Origin of the sequence: Rhodococcus sp. NPDC047139 (assembly GCF_040643435.1) — a bacterium.
Classification (GTDB): Bacteria; Actinomycetota; Actinomycetes; order Mycobacteriales; family Mycobacteriaceae; genus Rhodococcus.
In genome coordinates, this window is record NZ_JBEYUH010000016.1 from 42,060 (window position 1) to 59,667 (window position 17,608).

Genomic DNA, 17,608 nt, shown 5'->3' on the forward strand with positions numbered 1-17,608 from the left:
CACGAAAGCGAATATGCGGCACCGAGCGGATTCAGCCGGTAACTTTGTGACCGACAGCGCACCGCAGGAGGTTCCATGGCAGAGAAGGGCACGTCCCTCCCCTGGCCCGTGCTGCGCCAATTCCTCGGCAAGGACCTGCTCGGGCGCGGCAAGGCGGCGCGTTCACGGCGTACCGACGAGGTCGAACCGCGCACCTCGACGGCAGATCGGGTCGCGCGCAGCGTGTGTCCCTATTGCGCGGTCGGATGCGGCCAGAAGATCTTCGTCAAGGACGAGAAGATCGTCCAGATCGAGGGTGATCCGGACAGCCCGGTGAATCGCGGACGACTGTGCCCGAAGGGGTCCGCGAGCAAGAACCTCGTCACCAGCGAGCTGCGCGAGACGCGGGTCCGCTACCGCCGGCCCTACGGCACCGAATGGGAAGACCTCGACCTCGACACAGCAATGGAGATGGTCGTGGACCGGGTGCTGCAGACCCGGCGCGAGACGTGGCAGGAGCTCGACGAGAAGGGTCGCCGCGTCCGGCGCACGATGGGTATCGCCAGCCTCGGCGGTGCCACGCTGGACAACGAGGAGAATTACCTCATCAAGAAGCTGTTCACGGCGATGGGGGCGATCCAGGTCGAGAACCAGGCCCGTATATGACACTCCGCCACCGTCCCCGGTCTGGGGACCAGCTTCGGGCGCGGCGGTGCCACCGGCTTCACAGCCGATCTGGCGAACGCTGACTGCATCATCATTCAGGGCTCCAACATGGCCGAGGCCCACCCAGTGGGCTTCCAGTGGGTCGTGGAGGCCCAGAAGCGTGGTGCCCGCGTCATCCATGTCGATCCACGTTTCACCCGCACCAGCGCGGTGGCGGACAAGCACGTGCCCATCCGGGTCGGCAGCGACATCGCCTTCCTCGGCGGCATCGTCAACTACGTGCTGAGCAACGAACTGGACTTCCGCGAGTACGTCGTCAACTACACCAATGCTCCGATGCTCGTCAGCGAAAAGTTCGTCGATACCGATGATCTCGACGGCCTGTTCTCGGGCTTCGACCCCGACAAGAGGATCTACGACCCGACGAGCTGGCAGTACGACGTCGAGGACGAGCCGGGCGAACTACACGAGTCTCAAGCGGACGACGCCGAGGACCATGCCGAGCACCGGGCGACCGCTGCGGGGATGCAGCACGAGGCGCACGGAATCCAGACCGCCGGCCACCCGCGCCGCGACGACACGCTGCAGCATCCTCGCTGCGTCTACCAGATCCTCAAGCGACACTTCGCCCGCTACACCCCGGAGATGGTGGAGCAGGTGTGCGGCGTCTCGCAGAATGATTTTCTCGAGATATGCCGGGAATGGACGGAGAACTCCGGGCGGGAACGGACGACCGCGCTCGTCTACAGCGTGGGCTGGACCCAGCACAGCGTCGGTGTGCAGTACATCCGCACGGGTGCGATTCTTCAGCTGTTGCTCGGCAACATGGGCCGCCCCGGCGGTGGCATCATGGCGCTGCGCGGCCACGCCAGCATCCAGGGCTCGACCGACATCCCCACTCTGTACAACCTTCTCCCCGGCTATCTGCCGATGCCGAATCCCGATGAGCACGGGTCGTTCTCGGACTGGATCGACTCCGTCCGCAAGCCCGGCAGCAAGGGTTTCTGGTCGAAGGCCGAGGCGTACGCGGTGAACCTGCTCAAGGCGTACTGGCGCGACGCAGCCACTGCGGACAACGACTACTGCTACGACTACATGCCCAAGATCACCGGCGACCACGGAACCTACCGCACGGTGCTCGACATGATCGACGGAAAGGTCAAGGGCTACTTCCTCCTCGGCCAGAACCCGGCCGTAGGGTCCGCGCACGGTCGGGCTCAGCGCCTCGGGATGGCGAATCTCGACTGGCTCGTGGTGCGCGACCTGTTCGAGATCGAGAGCGCGAGCTTCTGGAAGGACTCACCGGAGGTCGAGACCGGCGAGATCGTGACCGAGGAATGCGGCACCGAGGTCTTCCTGTTTCCCGCCGCCTCCTACGCTGAGAAGGAAGGCACCTTCACACAGACCCAGCGGATGCTTCAGTGGCGTGAGAAGGCTGTCGAGCCTCCGGAGGACTGCCGCTCGGAGCTGTGGTTCTTCTATCACCTCGGGCGCATGATGCGAGAACGCCTGGCCGGGTCCACAGACGAGCGCGACCGCCCGCTCCTCGACCTGAACTGGGACTACCCCGTACACGGTGAACACGACGAGCCCAGTGCCGAAGCGGTGCTGATGGAGATCAACGGCTACGACCTCGCGACCCGTCGGCCACTGTCGTCGTTCACCGAGATGAAGAACGACGGGTCCACACTGGGTGGTTGCTGGATCTACACCGGCGTGTACGCCGACGGCGTCAACCAGGCCAACCGTCGCAAGTCGCGTCACGAGCAGTCTTTCGTGGCCCCGGAGTGGGGCTGGGCGTGGCCGATGAACCGACGCATCCTCTACAACCGGGCGTCGGCCGATCCCGAGGGCAGGCCGTGGAGTGAACGCAAGGCCTACGTGTGGTGGGACGCCGACGCCGGCAAATGGACCGGTGCCGACGTGCCCGACTTCGAGAAGACGAAGCCGCCGAGTTACCGCTCACCTCAGGGTTCCGAAGGCATCGAGGCGATCGAGGGTATCGATCCGTTCATCATGCAGGGGGACGGCAAGGGCGCTCTCTATGTACCGCAGGGCCTCGTGGACGGCCCTATGCCGACGCATTACGAGCCGGTGGAGTCTCCGTTCCGCAACCCGCTCTACGGGCAGCAGGGGAACCCGACGCGCCTGGAATACCGTCGCGACGACAACCCGATGAACCCTGCACCGCCGGAGGAACACACCGACGTCTTCCCCTTCGTGTTCACCACCAGCCGGCTCACCGAGCACCACACCGCGGGCGGCATGAGCCGTTACCTCGAGCACCTCGCCGAACTGCAACCGGAAATGTTCGTGGAGGTCTCTCCCGCGCTGGCCGCCGAGCGCGGACTCGAGCACATGGGCTGGTGCCACGTGATCACCGCCCGCTCGGCTGTCGAGGGCCGAGTGCTGGTCACCGACCGGCTGCGCCCGCTGAAGATCGACGGTCGCATCGTTCACCAGCTGTGGATGCCCTACCACTGGGGCGGCGGCGGGATGGTGACGGGCGACTCGACGAACGATCTGTTCGGCATCACGCTGGACCCCAACGTTCTCATCCAGGAAAGCAAGGTCGGAACATGCGACGTCCGCGCGGGACGGCGGCCTACCGGAGCGGCCCTACGAGAATATGTCGAGGGATACGTGCGCCGGGCCGGGGTAACCGATGACGCACGCCCGCCCATCGTCACGGTCGCGAGCGACGCTACCGACACCGTCTCGGACGGCGCACCCATCCCGGAGGAGGACGACGAGTGATCGGCCGCAACAGCCTTTTCGGACCGCTCGACCCGGCTCCCGATGCCGGCTACGAGGATTCACCGGCGCGGAAGGGCTTCTTCACCGATACCAGCGTGTGCATCGGCTGCAAGGCCTGTGAAGTCGCCTGCAAGGAGTGGAACGACGTTCCCGAGAACGCCTTCGCGATGCTCGGAACCTCTTACGACAACAGTCATTCGCTCAATGCCAACCAGTGGCGTCACGTCGCCTTCATCGAGCGGCCGGCAGCAGAACAGGCACCCGTGTCGCTGGGCATGCCCACCGTCGGCGCAGCACCGAGCGACCATCCGGACGAGGAGAAACCCGACTTCCGGTGGCTGATGTCCTCCGATGTCTGCAAACACTGCACCCACGCCGCCTGCCTCGACGTGTGCCCCACCGGATCCCTGTTCCGCAGCGAATTCGGCACGGTGGTGGTTCAGGACGAGATCTGCAACGGCTGCGGTTACTGCGTGGCCGCCTGCCCGTACGGCGTCATCGATCGTCGCAAGGGGCCCGAGGGAGACCCCAAGGTCGGCATCGCCCAGAAGTGCACGCTCTGCTACGACCGGCTCACCGACGGCCAGACTCCCGCGTGCGCGCAGGCATGCCCCACCGAGTCGATCCAGTACGGCGACGTCGAAGAGTTGCGCGCACGCGCCGACGAGCGGTTGGCCCTGCTGCACGAGCGGGGGGTGGCCGAGGCGCGACTGTACGGCAACGACCCCGAGGACGGGGTCGGCGGAACCGGCGCCTTCTTCCTGCTCCTCGACGAGCCCGAGGTCTACGGTCTGCCACCGGACCCGGTGGTGACCACCAAGGACCTTCCGGAGATGTGGAGCCGGGCCGCTGTTGCCGCGGTCGCCATGCTGGCGGGAGCCGCCGTGTCGTTCCTGAGGAGGCGCGGGTGACGCAAGTGCAGCACGGCGGCAGCCCGGGCGGCCCCCACCGGTCCGGTGCAGGTCGTGGTGGCGACCGGGTGATGGTGCCGGAAGCCGACTTCGAGTCCTATTACGGACGGCAGATCGTGAAGCCCGCTCCATGGGAGCACGACATCGCCGTCTACCTGTTCACCGGAGGCGTAGCGGCCGGTTCCTCACTGCTCGCCGCAGGTGCGGACCTGACCGGCCGGCCTGCGCTGCGCCGGGTCGCTCGGTTCGGCTCGCTCGCCTCCCTGCTCGTCAGCGTCGGTGCACTCGTCCACGATCTGGGTAAACCGAGCCGCTTCCTCAACATGCTGCGGGTCGCCAAACCGACCTCGCCGATGTCGGTCGGTACCTGGATTCTGTCGCTGCACGGCCCGTTCGCGGGCGTCGCAGCGGTAGCGGAGATGGCCGGAATGCTGCCCCGCCGATGGCAGCGCGGACCGGTCCGGCTCCTTCTCACCGTGGGCCGCCCCGCCGGAATCGTCGGGGCTCTGACCGCGCCTCCCGTCGCTGCCTACACCGGAGTTCTGCTCTCCGACACCGCCACCCCGGCCTGGCACTCCGCATACAGAGAGATCCCCTTCGTGTTCTGCGGGTCTGCAGCTGCTGCGGCCGGTGGTCTCGGCCTCCTGGGAGCGCCGGTCGCCGAAGCCGGTCCGGCACGTGCGTTCGCCGTCGGCGGCGCTCTCGTCGAACTCGCGACCGAGCAACGGATGGAACAGTCGATGGGCCTGCCGGCCGAGACGCTCCACATGGGACGCGCCGGACGCTTCATGAAGGCCAGCAAGGCATTGACCGTGGCCGGTGCCGTCGGCGCCCTGCTCGGCCGCCGTAGCCGAGCGCTGTCGATGCTGTCCGGTGCCGCGCTCATGACCGGTTCACTGTGCACTCGTCTCGGTATCTACGAAGCGGGCATCGCCTCGGCGAAAGACCCCAAATACACCGTCGTTCCCCAACGTCAGCGAGTCGATCGGGGCGAACCCGTGCGCCACCGGAACTGAACCGGCAGAACGAAGGAGAACGGCATGAACTCCGAGAAGGCCACGCACGACCGACGTGAAGCCGTCGTAGGGGATGGAGATCCGCCGGGCTCCTTCCGCTGGTTGCTGGTCGTCGGAGCTCTGCTCCTGCAGTTCTCGATCGGTGCGGTCTATGCCTGGTCGGTCTTCGGCGGAGCACTCGAGAGCGCCGAATCCTGGCAGCTCAGTACGGTTCAGGCATCGCTGCCGTTCACCGTCACCATCGGCATGATCTTCATCGGCACCTACGCCGGTGGCCGGTTACAGGACCTGAAGGGTCCTCGCGTCGTCGCTCTGATCGGCGGCGTCGTCTACGCCCTCGGCATCCTGCTCGCATCGTTCACCGCCGGCGCCGACGACTACTGGTTGCTCATCCTCGGATACGGCATCATCGGCGGCCTCGGCCTGGGCTTCGCGTACATCGTCCCGATCGCCATGTTGCAGAAGTGGTTCCCCGACAAGACCGGGCTCATCACCGGTCTGGCCGTGGGTGGTTTCGGATTCGGCGCAGTGCTCACCTCCCCGGTCGCCCAGTGGCTCATCGACGAGAACCCGGAGGATCCCACCAGCGCCTTCCTTCCGCTGGGCATTGCCTACATGCTGATGTCCATTGCCGGCGCAGCGCTCTTCCGTAACCCGCCCGAGGGCTACACCGTGCCGGGTTTCGAACCCGTGGCAGGGAGCACCGATAAACCGGTCCACGGAAAGGAGTACACCCAGGGCGAGGCGTTGCGGACACCCCAGTGGTACCTGTTGACCTCGATCCTCACTCTCAGCGTCGCCGCAGGCATCTCCCTGATCTCCCAGGCCAAACCCAGCGCCGTCGACATCGCGGGCTTCAGCGTGACCGGTGCGGCGGCCCTGGTGGGTGCGCTCGCGATCTTCAACGGAGCCGGCCGGATCGTCTGGGCTGCGATATCCGACTACATCGGCCGGATGAAGACGTTCACTGCCATTCTCGCGCTGCAGGGCGTCTGCTTGATCGTTCTGCCCCACGCCGACAGCGTGGTGTTGTTCTCGATTCTCGCCGCAATCGTTTATCTGTGTTACGGCGGCACTTTCGGCACCATGCCCGCCACCGCCGGCGACTTCTTCGGAGTGCGCAACGCCGGTGCCATCTACGGGCTGATGCTCATCGGCTGGAGCCTGGGCGGCATCATCGGCCCTATCATCGCGTCCAGCCTGATCGGTGAGGACAAGGCCTACACCCTCGCCTACACCACCATCGGCATCATCGCTCTGGTGTCGGTGGTGCTGACGCTGGTCACCAAGGTGCCTGCGGCACGACGGGACTCGTCGGCCATCCGATCCTGAGGCGAACCCGTCGCAACGTCGCGGCGCGACGGGATCCGCCCCTCGTCATCCCTCCGACGGCGCGGAGGTGCGCCGTTCCGGTGTCGTCGGCCTCTCGGCACCTTCATCGTCGTTGCGTGCGGCGCGAGCCGCCTCCCGCATCTCGATCGCGTCGGTGATCAATTCACCGACCTCGCGGGTGACGTCCCGGACCGCGGTGGCGATGATTCCGGCGATCGCCCCGACTCGGGTGGCTGCGGACTCGGTGACCTCTTGGATCGCGTCCTTGTTACGCTCGAACCTGCCGACCATGTTCGACCCCCTCGGTTGTCTCGTCCGCGAGAATACCCGCAACCCCCTCCGGGTAGTCCGTGGCGCGGTGGCGTTCGATGACCACCCGCGACTCGGGCTCGGCAGATGTCCATCCCGGCGGGAGCGCAAGCTCGAAGATCTTCTTCCACACCGAGCCAACCTGGGCGGTGAACCCACCCGTGTTGTAGGGCAGACCGTGCTTGTCGCACAGTTCGCGAACCTTCGGCGCAAGCTCGGGGTACCGGTGAGCAGGAAGATCCGGGAACAGATGGTGCTCGATCTGATGCGACAGATTGCCCGACATGATGTGGAACAGGGGCGAACCGGTGATGTTCGCGCTGCCGAGCATCTGCCGTACGTACCACTCGCCGCGCGTCTCGTCGGCGGTCTCCTCCTCGGTGAAGGACTGCACCCCGGACGGGAAGTGCCCGCAGAAGATGATCGAGTACGCCCACACGTTGCGCACCAGATTGGCAGTGACGTTACCGAGCAGCGTCGGCACGAACATCGGACCGCTCAGCACCGGGAACGCGATGTAGTCCTTGAGCACCTGACGCCGCGCCTTGCGCCACCACCCCTTCGCGATCGGAATCACGTCGCGCCACGAACGTCGGCCGGCGACGATCCGATCGACCTCCGCGTCGTGCATCATCACGCCCCACTCGAACAGGAGCATGAGGGCGGTCGCATAGACCGGGTTGCCGAGATAGTAGGGATGCCACTTCTGGGCCGGATCCATGCGGAGTATGCCGTACCCGATGTCGCGGTCCTGGCCGAGGATGTTGGTGTAGGTGTGATGTACGTAGTTGTGCGAGTGGCGCCACTGGTCCGACGGGCAGACCGTGTCCCATTCGAACACACGCGAATTCAGCGACGGTTCACGCATCCAGTCGTACTGGCCGTGCATCACGTTGTGCCCGATCTCCATGTTGTCGAGGATCTTCGACACACTCAGCGCCGCGACGCCCGCCACCCATGCGGGCGGAAAGAAGCCGACGAACAGAAGGCCGCGCCCGGCGATCTCGAAACCCCGCTGCGCCTTGATGATCCGGTAGAGATACTCGCGGTCCTCGTCGCCGAGGGACGCGAGTGTCTCCTCCCGCAGGGCATCTAGTTCGCGGCCGATCTCCTCGACGGCGTCCCGGTCGAGCACGAGCGGTTCGGTCTCGGCGGGGGTGGAGCGGCCGGAGAGGAAGGGAAGGAACGGAATGGTGGGTAGGGACAATCCGAACATGAAGTCCTCCGATGGTTTCAGGAGATCGCCGGGGCGATCCGGTCAGAGTTCGACGACCACATCGCCGACGGGGGCATTCACACACACCTGGATGCGGCGCCCGGGTTCCGAATCGACGTCCCCGGTACGCACATCGCGCGTGCACCCCGACAACCGGACGGCGGTGCAGCTGTGGCAGATGCCCATTCGGCATCCGTGCTCGGGAGTCAATCCGGCGGCTTCCGCCTGCTCGAGCAGCGTCGATCCGGTGTTCGCGGCAACGACTCCCGATGCCGCGTAGGAAACTTCACCGCCGGCATCGCCCGGATTCAGGGCGACTGTGGGCAGCGTGAACTCTTCGGTCTTCACCATCGCGCCGGAACCGCGATCGGCGTAGACCTCGCGGACACGATCGACCAACTCCGACGGTCCGCAGACGTAGGTCGGTGTGTCCGCATACCACGGTGCGACAGCCGTGAGGTGAGCCGGATCGAATCGTCCGCGCAGCAGACCCGCGTCGGACCGGGTGTGCGCGTGCACGATCTCGACGTTCGGCAGCTCGGCCAGAGCGTCGAGTTCGGAGCGACGCGGAACGTGCTCGGGCGTGCGGGTGTAGTAGACCAGGACCGCAGAGCCGTCATATCCCTCGGCGGCGAGACCGGTGAGCATCGAGAGCACGGGGGTCAGGCCTGATCCTGCTGCGATGAACAGCAGTCGCCGAGGGCGCGGGTGCGGGAGCACGAACTCGCCGGCGGGGGGTCCGAGCTCGAGGACTCCCCCGACTTCGGCGTGCTCGTACAGATGACGCGAGACGGTGCCCTCCGGGTGCCGGCCGATGGTGAATCGCAGGTCCGGGCACCGTGCCGATGCCCCACCGACGAGCGTCGGCGAATAACAGCGCGTGTGGCGCACCCCGTTCACCCGCACCGAGACGGAGACGTGCTGCCCCGGAGCCGGCCTGCACGGCTGCGTGGGCTGCACCGTGATCGTCACCGAACCGAGGGCATTTCGGTCAACATCCGTAATCCGGGCAAAGTTCGCCGATGTGACCAGCAGCGGATCGGCTAGCTCCAGATAGCGGTCAGGATGATGCGGGTACGAGAGCACACTCAGCGCTCCTACCAGGATTTTCCGCAGCGTTCCCGGAAGTGGTGTCGATGCCGGACGGTCACGCACGATCATCTTCTGTCCGCCTTTCGGTAGACCTCGATGTTCCAGTGAACGGATGTGCACTGAAATCAGTGTGCCAGGCCCACTCACCCGACTGTCAAGGAAGATGTGACCTGAGTTACAGGGGCATCTTCGGCGGCGTCGGTGCCACGCCTAGACTCGGGGCGTGTCCACAGCTTCCGTCCCGCCCCCGACAACGCGCGCAGAACGCAAGGAGCGCACTCGGCAGGCACTTCTCGAGGCAGCGCTCGAACTGTCGTCGGATCGAGGCCTCGGAGCCGTGAGCCTGCGGGAGGTGGCTCGCCAGGCGGGCATCGTTCCCACCGCGTTCTACCGGCACTTCTCGTCGATGGACGAACTCGGAGTCACCCTGGCCGCCGACACGATGCGGGTGCTGCGCCACCTTCTGAGAGAAGCGCGGCGCACGCCCGGGCCGGCGGGCGCGCGTCAGTCCATCGACGTCCTGGTGCAACAGGTGCGGGCGCACAAGGCGGCCTTCCGGTTCCTGGCACGCGAACGTCACGGCGGGCTTCCCGAGGTCGCCGCGGCCATCTCTGTCGAGTTGCGCCTGCTGACCAGTGAGCTGGCAGCCGATCTGGGCCGGGCCCCCGGGCTCGAGGACTGGGAGTTCGACGATCTCGAGATGGCCGCGGACCTCCTCGTGACCGCGATGCTCGATTTCGTCCTCGACCTGCTCGCGGTCGAGCGCCCGGGAAGCGAGCAGGAAGCAGAAGTCGTCGCCCGCGGACAGAAACAGATGCGCCTGATCCTGCTGGGAGCGGCGGCATGGAGAACGAGACGGACACCCCACGACCAGCGGTGATGCCCTGGTCCGGAAGCTGTCTGTGGTCGAGGTGCTCGGGAAATCGTGTCGAAGGAACCCGCCTTCCGTAACGTGGATCTCATGGCAGACATCGGGCCGGCCGCATACGACGAGTTGACCTTCGACGTTCGTGTGGCAGGGCCGCGGAACGGCACACCGGTCGTACTCCTGCACGGATTTCCCCAGACTTCGAGGAGCTGGACCCCGGTGGCGCGGCTGCTGGTAGACCGCGGCTTCCGTGTGATCGCTCCCGACCAGCGTGGATACTCCCCCGGCGCCCGGCCCGCAGGGCCTGAGCACTACACGATGCCCTCGCTCACCGGAGATGTGCTCGGCCTGCTCGACGAGTTCGAGCTCGACCGGGCCCACCTTGTCGGACACGACTGGGGAGCTGCCGTGGCCTGGCATCTTGCCGCCCATCATCCCGACCGCATATCGACGCTCACGGCGCTTTCGCTGCCTCACCTCGCGGCCTACGGCTGGGCATTGCGCGAAGACGCCGAACAACGCGAACGCGCGTCGTACATCCGCGTCTACCGCGAGGAAGGCAAGGCGGAGGACCTGCTCCTGGCCGACGGCGCGCGACGCCTCCGCGAAATGTTCGCGCCCAGCGTGGGCAGCGACGCCGTGGATCACTACGTCGCGACGCTGTCCGCACCGGGTGCGATGACCGCCGCCCTGAACTGGTACCGCGCGATGACACGCGACCTCGATTCGACGCCCTCCATCCGGGTTCCCACGACCTATATCTGGAGCACCGGCGACATGGCGATCGCCCGGGCCGGAGCCGAACGCTGCGGCGAGTTCGTGGATGCGGACTACGAGTTCGTGGTCCTCCCCGGCGTCTCACACTGGATTCCGGAGGAAGCGCCGGTCGACGTGGTGCACGCGGTCGAGCGCCGCCGGGCCGACTGACCCCGGGAGCGCGAGCCGAAGCGCTCGGCTACTCGACCACCGAGCCGAGCAACACCTCGAGTTCGCCGACCACCGCATCGAGCGGTGCCGGGCTGCGCTGCGCCTGGGCCATCACCAATGCTCCCTCGAGGGCGCCGATCACCAGATTTCCCAGCGACCGCGCGCGCTGTTCGGGCACCCCTTCAGCAGCGAGCGAGCGTGCGATGACCTCGACGAATGCACCGAACGCCGCACCCGCCCGCGCGCGGGCCCTCGGCTCGGGACCGAGACCGGCAGCCACCACCGGGCATCCCGCGACGAAACCGCCGGCCACGAGGTCGTCGCGCCACTGGTCGACGATTGCACGCACCGTACCCACCACTCCGACGCCGTGGATCTGTGCGGTCAACGCGCGTTCGATCCGGGCGGCGGCCGTCTCGGTCGCTTCTTCGACGAGTTGGGCCTTGCCACCGGGAAAGTGGTGGTAGATCGAACCGCGCGGCGCACCACTGTGCTCGAGGACGTCCCTGAACGAGGTCGCCGCGACGCCTCGCTCCCGCATCAGCGCGATCGCGCTCGCAGTCATCGCCGCGCGCGGACCTTCCCGGCGTTCTGTTGCGCTCACCCGACCTCCGTCAGTGATGGTTGTCCCACCGTTCTATGTATGTTGTCATACAGATCGACACTCGCGAAATCTTCGAGGAGCCCCGTCATGACCGACGTCACGGTGACCACCCATGTCTTCGACGCTGCCGTCGAACTGTTCCACGTCCGGGACGATCACACCGAAGGTCACACCCACCCGGCCTACGCGAACATGGTGGGTCCGTTCGGCGGCATCACCGCGGCGACTCTGCTCCGCGCGGTCGAACGGCACCCCGACGTCCTCGGCATCCCGATCTCCCTGACGGTCAACTTCGCCGGCCCGATCGCCGACGGACCGTTCGACATCGCGGTACGTCCGGTGCGCACCAACCGGTCCACCCAGCACTGGTCGATCGAACTGTCCCAGGGCGGCGAAATCGCCACGACCGCGACTGCCGTCTTCGGCCTCCGACGCCCGACCTGGTCGTCGACCGAAGTGCAGGCACCTGCCGTCCCCACACACGACTCGCTCGACCCGACACCACTTCCCGATTTCATCGCATGGGCGCGCAACTACGAGATGCGCTACGCCGCCGGGGTCGTTCCCGACGAGGGAAGCGCGGAGGAAGCCGACTCGACCTCCACCCTGTGGGTACGTGACGTCCCTTCGCGTCCACTCGACTTCGCCGCGCTCACGGCCATGTGCGACATCTTCTACCCACGGGCCTTCCTGCGCCTGGGCCGAGTACTGCCGGCCGGCACCGTCTCGATGACGGTCTATTTCCACGCGGACTCCGAAACCGTCGCGGCCCAGGCCGATGCGCCCGTCCTCGCCACCGCACGTGCGCATCGCTTCGGTCACGGCTTCTTCGACCAGAGCGCACAACTGTGGGGACGCGAGGGGACTCTGCTGGCCACCTCCCACCAGCTCGTGTATTTCAAGGCGTGAGACGCGGACCCTCCCGCCCGGGCAGCGGCCCTGATCGCACGCACACCTGTAACCTCGAACACATCCGGCCACCAGAATGCGAGGTTCGCCGTGCCGTTGCCGACATCCTTCCGGCGGTCGGGGATCATCGCCTGCGCCGCAGTCCTGTTCTCCACCACGGGGGCGGCCTGCGCCGACACACCCGAGACGACGCCGGCTCCTGCCTACGATTCGTACGTCGCCCTGGGGGATTCGTTCACCGCCGGGCCCGGTATCCCTCCGCAGACCGAGGGGGATCCCTGCGGAAGGTCGGGGAGAAACTATCCCACCCTCGTCGCCGCCGACCTCGGCATCGAGGACTTCGTCGACGCGTCGTGCAGCGGCGCCGACACTCCCGATCTCTCGCAGCCGCAGATCGCTTTCGGTGGAGCGGCAGTGCCCCCGCAGTACGACTCGCTTCGCCCCGAGACCGACCTCGTCTCTGTGGGCATCGGCGGCAACGACATCGGTCTCGTCCAGTTGGCGCTCGGATGCGTCAATTTCTCGCCGCCACCGCAGGGCACATCGTGCGCGGTCACCAACACCTCCGGCGGCATCGACCGCGTGGATGCCGCCATCGACGCCTTCGCGCCCACCTACGCAGCGATTGTCGACGAGATCCGCAGGCGCTCACCGGATGCCCGCATCGTCCTCGTCGGCTACCCCACCGGCGTCCGCGACGGGGGTTGTTTTCCCCAGCAACCGATATGGCCCGAGGACGCGACCTACCTGCAGTCGAAGATCGACCGGTTGAACACTGTGATGCGCAAGCAAGCCGAGGCCTCGGACGTGGATTACGTCGACCTGCAGGACTCGACCCGCCTCCACGACGCCTGCGCCACTTCGGAAACCCGGTGGATGGAAGGTCTGCAGTTGGCCCCCGGATCGATCCCGCTGCATCCCAACGCGGCCGGGCACCGCAATGCGGCCGACCGGATAGCGGCCGAGCTCGACAGCTGAGTCGAGAGGTTCACATCTCCGTCGACGGCTCCGGTGACCGCACGGCCAGCAATGCCACCAGGCCTCCGGCGAGCACGATCAGCAACCCGACGATCCCGGCCCGGTCGGTGCCGAACCACCACGCGAAGAATCCGAACAACGTCGGCGCCAGGAACGAGACTGCACGTCCCGTCGTTGCGTAGAGACCGAACATCTGGCCTTCCCGGCCCGGCGGAGTCAGACGTGCCAGGAAGGTGCGCGCCGACGACTGCGCAGGTCCGACGAACAGACACAGGACGAGACCGAAGATCCAGAACATCACCGGCCCCGAGACGACGAGAAGCACGATGCCCGCAGCGATCATCGCGACCAGCGAACCCACGATCACCGCCTTGGGCCCGGCCTTGTCGTCCACCCGCCCGGCCGCGAGTGCGCCCAGCGCGGAGACGACGTTCGCGGCGACACCGAAGACCAGGACGTCGCCCGCCCCGATCCCGTAAACCGTGACGGCGAGGACCGCACCGAAGGTGAAGACACCGGCGAGGCCGTCCCGGAACAACGCCGACGCGCCGAGATACCAGATGATGCGACGATCCGTGCGCCACAGCCCGCTCAGGTCACGCCACAACACGCGGTAGGACTCGACGAATCCCGCCCGGCGAGCGAGGTCACCGCCCGCGACCGGCTTCTCCGGAACCGCGAGAAGCACCGGCACAGCGAAGATCGCGAACCACACCGCAGCGAACAGCGCGACGAGCCGGATGTTGGTGCCGGCCTCGGCGGATACCCCGAGGAATCCACGGGAGTCGCCGTCACCGGCAATGAACCCCGTGTAACACAACAGCAGCAGGACGATGCCACCGAAATATCCCATCGCCCAACCGAATCCCGACACCCGCCCGATGTCGTCCGGTGTCGACACCTGACGCAGCATCGAATTGTACGGAACCTGCGCGAGTTCGGCCGTCACCGAGGCCACGCCGAGCAGTAGTAGGCCCAGCCACAGATAGTGGTAGTCGTCGCGTACGAAGTACATCGACGCCATCGCGGCGACGGTCACCCCGGTGAGGATGCCCAGCGACCACTTCCGTCGTCCTGCGGCGTCGTAGCGCTGACCGGAGACCGGAGCGGTCACGGCGATGAAGAACCCGGCGATGCCGAGGGACCATCCGAGCCAGGTGCTCGCGGAGATGTCGCCCGGCAGGTCGTCGCCGACCGCATCGGTGAGATAGACGGAGAAGACGAACGTCAGGATCACCGCGTGGAACGCCGCCGAGCCCCAGTCCCACAGACCCCACGAGAAGACCTGCCGGCGCGCCGTCGCCTGCCCGGCTCCACTCGCCGCGTCCGTGTACGCACTCATGCCCCGGAGCCTATGCGGCACGAGCTCTCGCGGCACCGGCACAGCAGGAGACGCCCACACAGCGCCCGACGCTCTGCCGCTACGCTGGCGCACTGTGACTCTGCCGAATCCCCATCCCGATGCCCGTGCCGTCGTCACCGGAGCGTCCTCCGGCATCGGTGAGGCCCTCGCAACCGAACTCGCCGCCCGCGGCCACTCGCTCATTCTCGTCGCTCGGCGAGGTGAGGTGATGGAGGTCCTCGCCGAGACCCTGCGTGCGAAGCACGGCGTGACCGTCGAGGTCCGCGCGTGCGATCTGTCCGACCGGGACGCGCGAGCTCCCCTCGTCGAGGAACTCGGACGCCGACGCATCAGCATCCTGTGCAACAACGCCGGCATCGCCACCTTCGGCGCGGTCGCCGAACTGGATCCCGAGTACGAGCGGGCGCAGGTCGAACTCAATGCAGTCGCTGTGCACGACCTCACGCTCGCGGTGCTGCCGCAGATGGTGGCACGGAACTCCGGGGCGATCCTCATGGTCGGCTCGGCCGCGGGCAACATGCCCATCCCGAACAACGCCACCTACGCGGCGACGAAGGCGTTCGTCAACACATTCTCCGAGTCGCTGCGCGGCGAACTGAAAGGCACGGGCGTACACGTCACGCTGCTCGCCCCCGGCCCGGTGCGCACCGAGGAACCGGATCCCGCGGAAGCCTCGATCGTCGACAAGCTGGTACCCGATTTCCTGTGGATCTCGAGCGAGCACACCGCGAAGGTGTCGCTCGACGCACTCGCCGCCAACCGTATGCGCATCGTTCCCGGTGTGATCAGCAAGGCGATGTCGGTGGCGGGCCAGTTCTCACCGCGTTCGGTTTCCGCACCGATCGCCGGGGCGTTCTACAAGAAGCTCGGCGGTAGCTGAACACGATCCCCTGCGGCAGCAGGATTCGACGTCACCGCTTTCGGCGGCGTCCGGTGCCGAACAGGCTCCGGCCGATCTCGCGTCCGGCAGCGGACGCCGCCGACCGCACGAAACTACGGACCGCCGTACTGCCGAGGACCTGCTCGACGACCGAAGGTTCACCTCCGGTTGTGGTTTCCGGCGGCAACTCGGTGGCGGGTTCGACGTCCGTCGGTCCTACCACCGAGGCAGTGAGCTTCTCGTACGCCGATTCCCGGTCGATGGTGCGGTCGTACTTCCCGTAGAGGGGGTTCGCTTGGGCCGATGCGCGCATCGCGCTCTCCCCCACCGTGCCCATGAGCGAGCGTGGTGGACGCAATCGGGTCCAGGCAACCGGGGTGGGCGCACCGCTCTCGGACAGCACCGTCACGATCGCTTCGCCGGTCGCGAGGCCGGTCAGCACTTCGCCGAGGTCGTAGGCGTCCGTCTTCGGGAAGGTGCGTACCACCTTCGCGAGCGCGGCCTCGTCCTCGGGTGTGAATGCCCGCAGCGTGTGCTGCACCCGTGCACCGAGTTGTGACAGCACGCTCCGGGGAATGTCGGTGGGCAGCTGCGTACAGAAGACCACGCCGACCCCTTTGGAACGGATGAGCTTCACGGTCTGCTCGATCTGCTGAAGGAACGCCTTCGACGCGTCGGCGAAGAGCAGATGTGCCTCGTCGAAGAAGAAGACGAGCCGGGGCTTGTCGACGTCTCCGACCTCCGGCAGTGCCTGGAACAGGTCGGCGAGCAACCACATCAGGAACGTCGAGAACAGCGCAGGCCGGGTCGCTTCGTCACCGAGTTCGAGCAGGTTGATCGTTCCGTGGCCGTCGACCACCCGCAGCAGGTCCTCGGCCTCGAGTTCGGGCTCTCCGAAGAAGGTGTCGCCGCCCGCATTCTCGAGGTTGACGACGGCGCGCAGGATCACGCCGGCGGTCGCGGGTGAGACGGCTCCGATTTCGTCGAGGGCGGCGCGTCCTTCGTCGCTCGTCAGATGCCGGATCACCTGCCGCAGGTCGGGGAGGTCGAGCAAGGGCAGTCCGTTGCGATCGGCCCAGTGGAAGATCAGCCCGAGGGTCGATTCCTGGGTAGCGTTGAGACCGAGAACCTTCGAGAGCAGGATCGGGCCGAACGAGGTGACGGTCGCGCGGACCGGGATACCCACCCCGCCGGTGCCGAGCGAGTAGAAGGTCACGGGATATCCCGTCGGAGTCCAATCCTCGTCCCCGGTATCGGCAGCCCGGGTGAGCACCGCCTCGTCCGGCTCCCCGGCGGCCGACAGACCCGACAGATCGGATTTGACGTCCGCCATCACCACCGGAACCCCCGCCGACGACAGTTGTTCCGCCATGACCTGCAGTGTCTTCGTCTTGCCTGTGCCGGTCGCACCGGCGACGAGAGCGTGCCGGTTGATCGTGCCGAGTGGTATGCGCACCTGTGCGTCCGGATCCGCGACACCGTTCAGTACCACGGTCCCGAGTTCGAGGGCCTCGCCGGCCACCTCGTACCCCGACGCGATGGCCGCAGTCGGAGTCTCCGGCTTCTCGGTCATGGTCACCCCCTCCGGCGTCGACCTGCCCACCGCGACGGTACCCCGCCGAGGTCACGGAAAGACCATTTCTATCGGCTGACCTAATTGTCCTATTACAGTGATTCCCGTCACAGCTAGGGCGGCGTGATCTCGCCCGGCAGAACCCGCCTCCACCTGCGCATTCCCCTGAAAGAACCCGGGCTGCCGAAGGCGTGCGTGTCATTCGCAAGAACAACGACTTGTGTTAGC

15 protein-coding genes are annotated in these 17,608 nt (G+C 66.7%); 9 read left to right on the top strand and 6 right to left on the bottom strand.

What is annotated here, in order from left to right; all coding sequences use genetic code 11:
- Positions 1–75 precede the first annotated feature (75 nt).
- From fdh to ABZ789_RS18565, 4 genes are read left to right on the top strand one after another with little or no spacing between them, the layout of a single operon-like run.
- On the top strand, positions 76–3,402 hold the full coding sequence (fdh, locus tag ABZ789_RS18550) for a formate dehydrogenase (protein WP_358426646.1): 3,327 nt from the start codon (positions 76–78) through the stop codon (positions 3,400–3,402).
- Entirely contained in the window at positions 3,399–4,313 is a 915-nt protein-coding gene (locus ABZ789_RS18555; protein ID WP_358426649.1) for a 4Fe-4S dicluster domain-containing protein, read from the top strand. The genes fdh and ABZ789_RS18555 overlap by 4 nt, the downstream gene beginning before the upstream one ends.
- Entirely contained in the window at positions 4,310–5,329 is a 1,020-nt protein-coding gene (nrfD, locus tag ABZ789_RS18560) for an NrfD/PsrC family molybdoenzyme membrane anchor subunit (protein WP_358426652.1), read from the top strand. Before ABZ789_RS18555 ends, nrfD begins: the two co-directional genes overlap by 4 nt.
- A 24-nt stretch (positions 5,330–5,353) precedes the next feature.
- Positions 5,354–6,661, top strand: a complete 1,308-nt coding sequence (locus ABZ789_RS18565) for an OFA family MFS transporter (protein ID WP_358426655.1) — start codon at positions 5,354–5,356, stop codon at positions 6,659–6,661.
- A gap of 45 nt (positions 6,662–6,706) precedes the next feature.
- Here the strand turns inward: ABZ789_RS18565 and ABZ789_RS18570 are convergent, their stop codons facing one another.
- From ABZ789_RS18570 to ABZ789_RS18580, 3 genes are read right to left on the bottom strand one after another with little or no spacing between them, the layout of a single operon-like run.
- The gene (locus ABZ789_RS18570; protein WP_358426658.1) at positions 6,707–6,952 is read right to left on the bottom strand and encodes a hypothetical protein; all 246 of its coding nucleotides are present in this window, start codon (positions 6,950–6,952) and stop codon (positions 6,707–6,709) included.
- Positions 6,930–8,186: an acyl-CoA desaturase gene (locus tag ABZ789_RS18575; RefSeq protein WP_358426661.1), complete on the bottom strand. Its 1,257-nt coding sequence runs from the start codon at positions 8,184–8,186 to the stop codon at positions 6,930–6,932. The genes ABZ789_RS18570 and ABZ789_RS18575 overlap by 23 nt, the downstream gene beginning before the upstream one ends.
- Positions 8,187–8,228: 42 nt before the next feature.
- Positions 8,229–9,158, bottom strand: coding sequence for an iron-sulfur cluster-binding domain-containing protein (locus ABZ789_RS18580; RefSeq protein WP_358426664.1), 930 nt, complete (start codon positions 9,156–9,158; stop codon positions 8,229–8,231).
- A gap of 343 nt (positions 9,159–9,501) precedes the next feature.
- Between ABZ789_RS18580 and ABZ789_RS18585 the strand changes: the two genes are divergently transcribed.
- Entirely contained in the window at positions 9,502–10,158 is a 657-nt protein-coding gene (locus ABZ789_RS18585; RefSeq protein ID WP_358426667.1) for a TetR family transcriptional regulator, read from the top strand.
- An 81-nt stretch (positions 10,159–10,239) separates the two neighbouring features.
- A complete protein-coding gene (locus ABZ789_RS18590; RefSeq protein WP_358426669.1) occupies positions 10,240–11,073 on the top strand; it encodes an alpha/beta hydrolase in 834 nt (277 codons plus the stop codon).
- A 28-nt stretch (positions 11,074–11,101) separates the two neighbouring features.
- Here the strand turns inward: ABZ789_RS18590 and ABZ789_RS18595 are convergent, their stop codons facing one another.
- Complete coding sequence (locus tag ABZ789_RS18595; protein WP_358426672.1) at positions 11,102–11,677, bottom strand: TetR/AcrR family transcriptional regulator; 576 nt, start codon at positions 11,675–11,677, stop codon at positions 11,102–11,104.
- An 87-nt stretch (positions 11,678–11,764) separates the two neighbouring features.
- Between ABZ789_RS18595 and ABZ789_RS18600 the strand changes: the two genes are divergently transcribed.
- Positions 11,765–12,586, top strand: coding sequence for a thioesterase family protein (locus ABZ789_RS18600; RefSeq protein WP_358426675.1), 822 nt, complete (start codon positions 11,765–11,767; stop codon positions 12,584–12,586).
- A 90-nt stretch (positions 12,587–12,676) separates the two neighbouring features.
- A complete protein-coding gene (locus ABZ789_RS18605) occupies positions 12,677–13,564 on the top strand; it encodes an SGNH/GDSL hydrolase family protein (protein ID WP_358426678.1) in 888 nt (295 codons plus the stop codon).
- Between the two features lie 10 nt (positions 13,565–13,574).
- Here ABZ789_RS18605 and ABZ789_RS18610 read toward each other — a convergent pair whose 3' ends face one another.
- Positions 13,575–14,906, bottom strand: coding sequence for an MFS transporter (locus tag ABZ789_RS18610; protein WP_358426681.1), 1,332 nt, complete (start codon positions 14,904–14,906; stop codon positions 13,575–13,577).
- 94 nt (positions 14,907–15,000) lie between these two features.
- On the opposite strand from ABZ789_RS18610, the gene cmrA reads away from it, so the two are divergent.
- Positions 15,001–15,807, top strand: a complete 807-nt coding sequence (gene cmrA, locus ABZ789_RS18615) for a mycolate reductase (RefSeq protein ID WP_358426684.1) — start codon at positions 15,001–15,003, stop codon at positions 15,805–15,807.
- Positions 15,808–15,838: 31 nt separating this feature from the next.
- On the opposite strand, the gene ABZ789_RS18620 is transcribed toward cmrA, so the two are convergent.
- Positions 15,839–17,380, bottom strand: coding sequence for a helicase HerA-like domain-containing protein (locus ABZ789_RS18620; protein WP_358426687.1), 1,542 nt, complete (start codon positions 17,378–17,380; stop codon positions 15,839–15,841).
- Positions 17,381–17,608: the final 228 nt, after the last annotated feature.

Excerpts from the sequence above, each read along its gene's own strand:
- ABZ789_RS18590 (WP_358426669.1), top strand. The coding sequence starts at position 10,240 with ATGGCAGACATCGGGCCGGCCGCATACGACGAGTTGACCTTCGACGTT.
- ABZ789_RS18565 (WP_358426655.1), top strand. The coding sequence starts at position 5,354 with ATGAACTCCGAGAAGGCCACGCACGACCGACGTGAAGCCGTCGTAGGG.
- ABZ789_RS18600 (WP_358426675.1), top strand. The coding sequence starts at position 11,765 with ATGACCGACGTCACGGTGACCACCCATGTCTTCGACGCTGCCGTCGAA.
- ABZ789_RS18620 (WP_358426687.1), bottom strand. The coding sequence starts at position 17,380 with ATGACCGAGAAGCCGGAGACTCCGACTGCGGCCATCGCGTCGGGGTAC.
- ABZ789_RS18575 (WP_358426661.1), bottom strand. The coding sequence starts at position 8,186 with ATGTTCGGATTGTCCCTACCCACCATTCCGTTCCTTCCCTTCCTCTCC.
- ABZ789_RS18570 (WP_358426658.1), bottom strand. The coding sequence starts at position 6,952 with ATGGTCGGCAGGTTCGAGCGTAACAAGGACGCGATCCAAGAGGTCACC.
- ABZ789_RS18610 (WP_358426681.1), bottom strand. The coding sequence starts at position 14,906 with ATGAGTGCGTACACGGACGCGGCGAGTGGAGCCGGGCAGGCGACGGCG.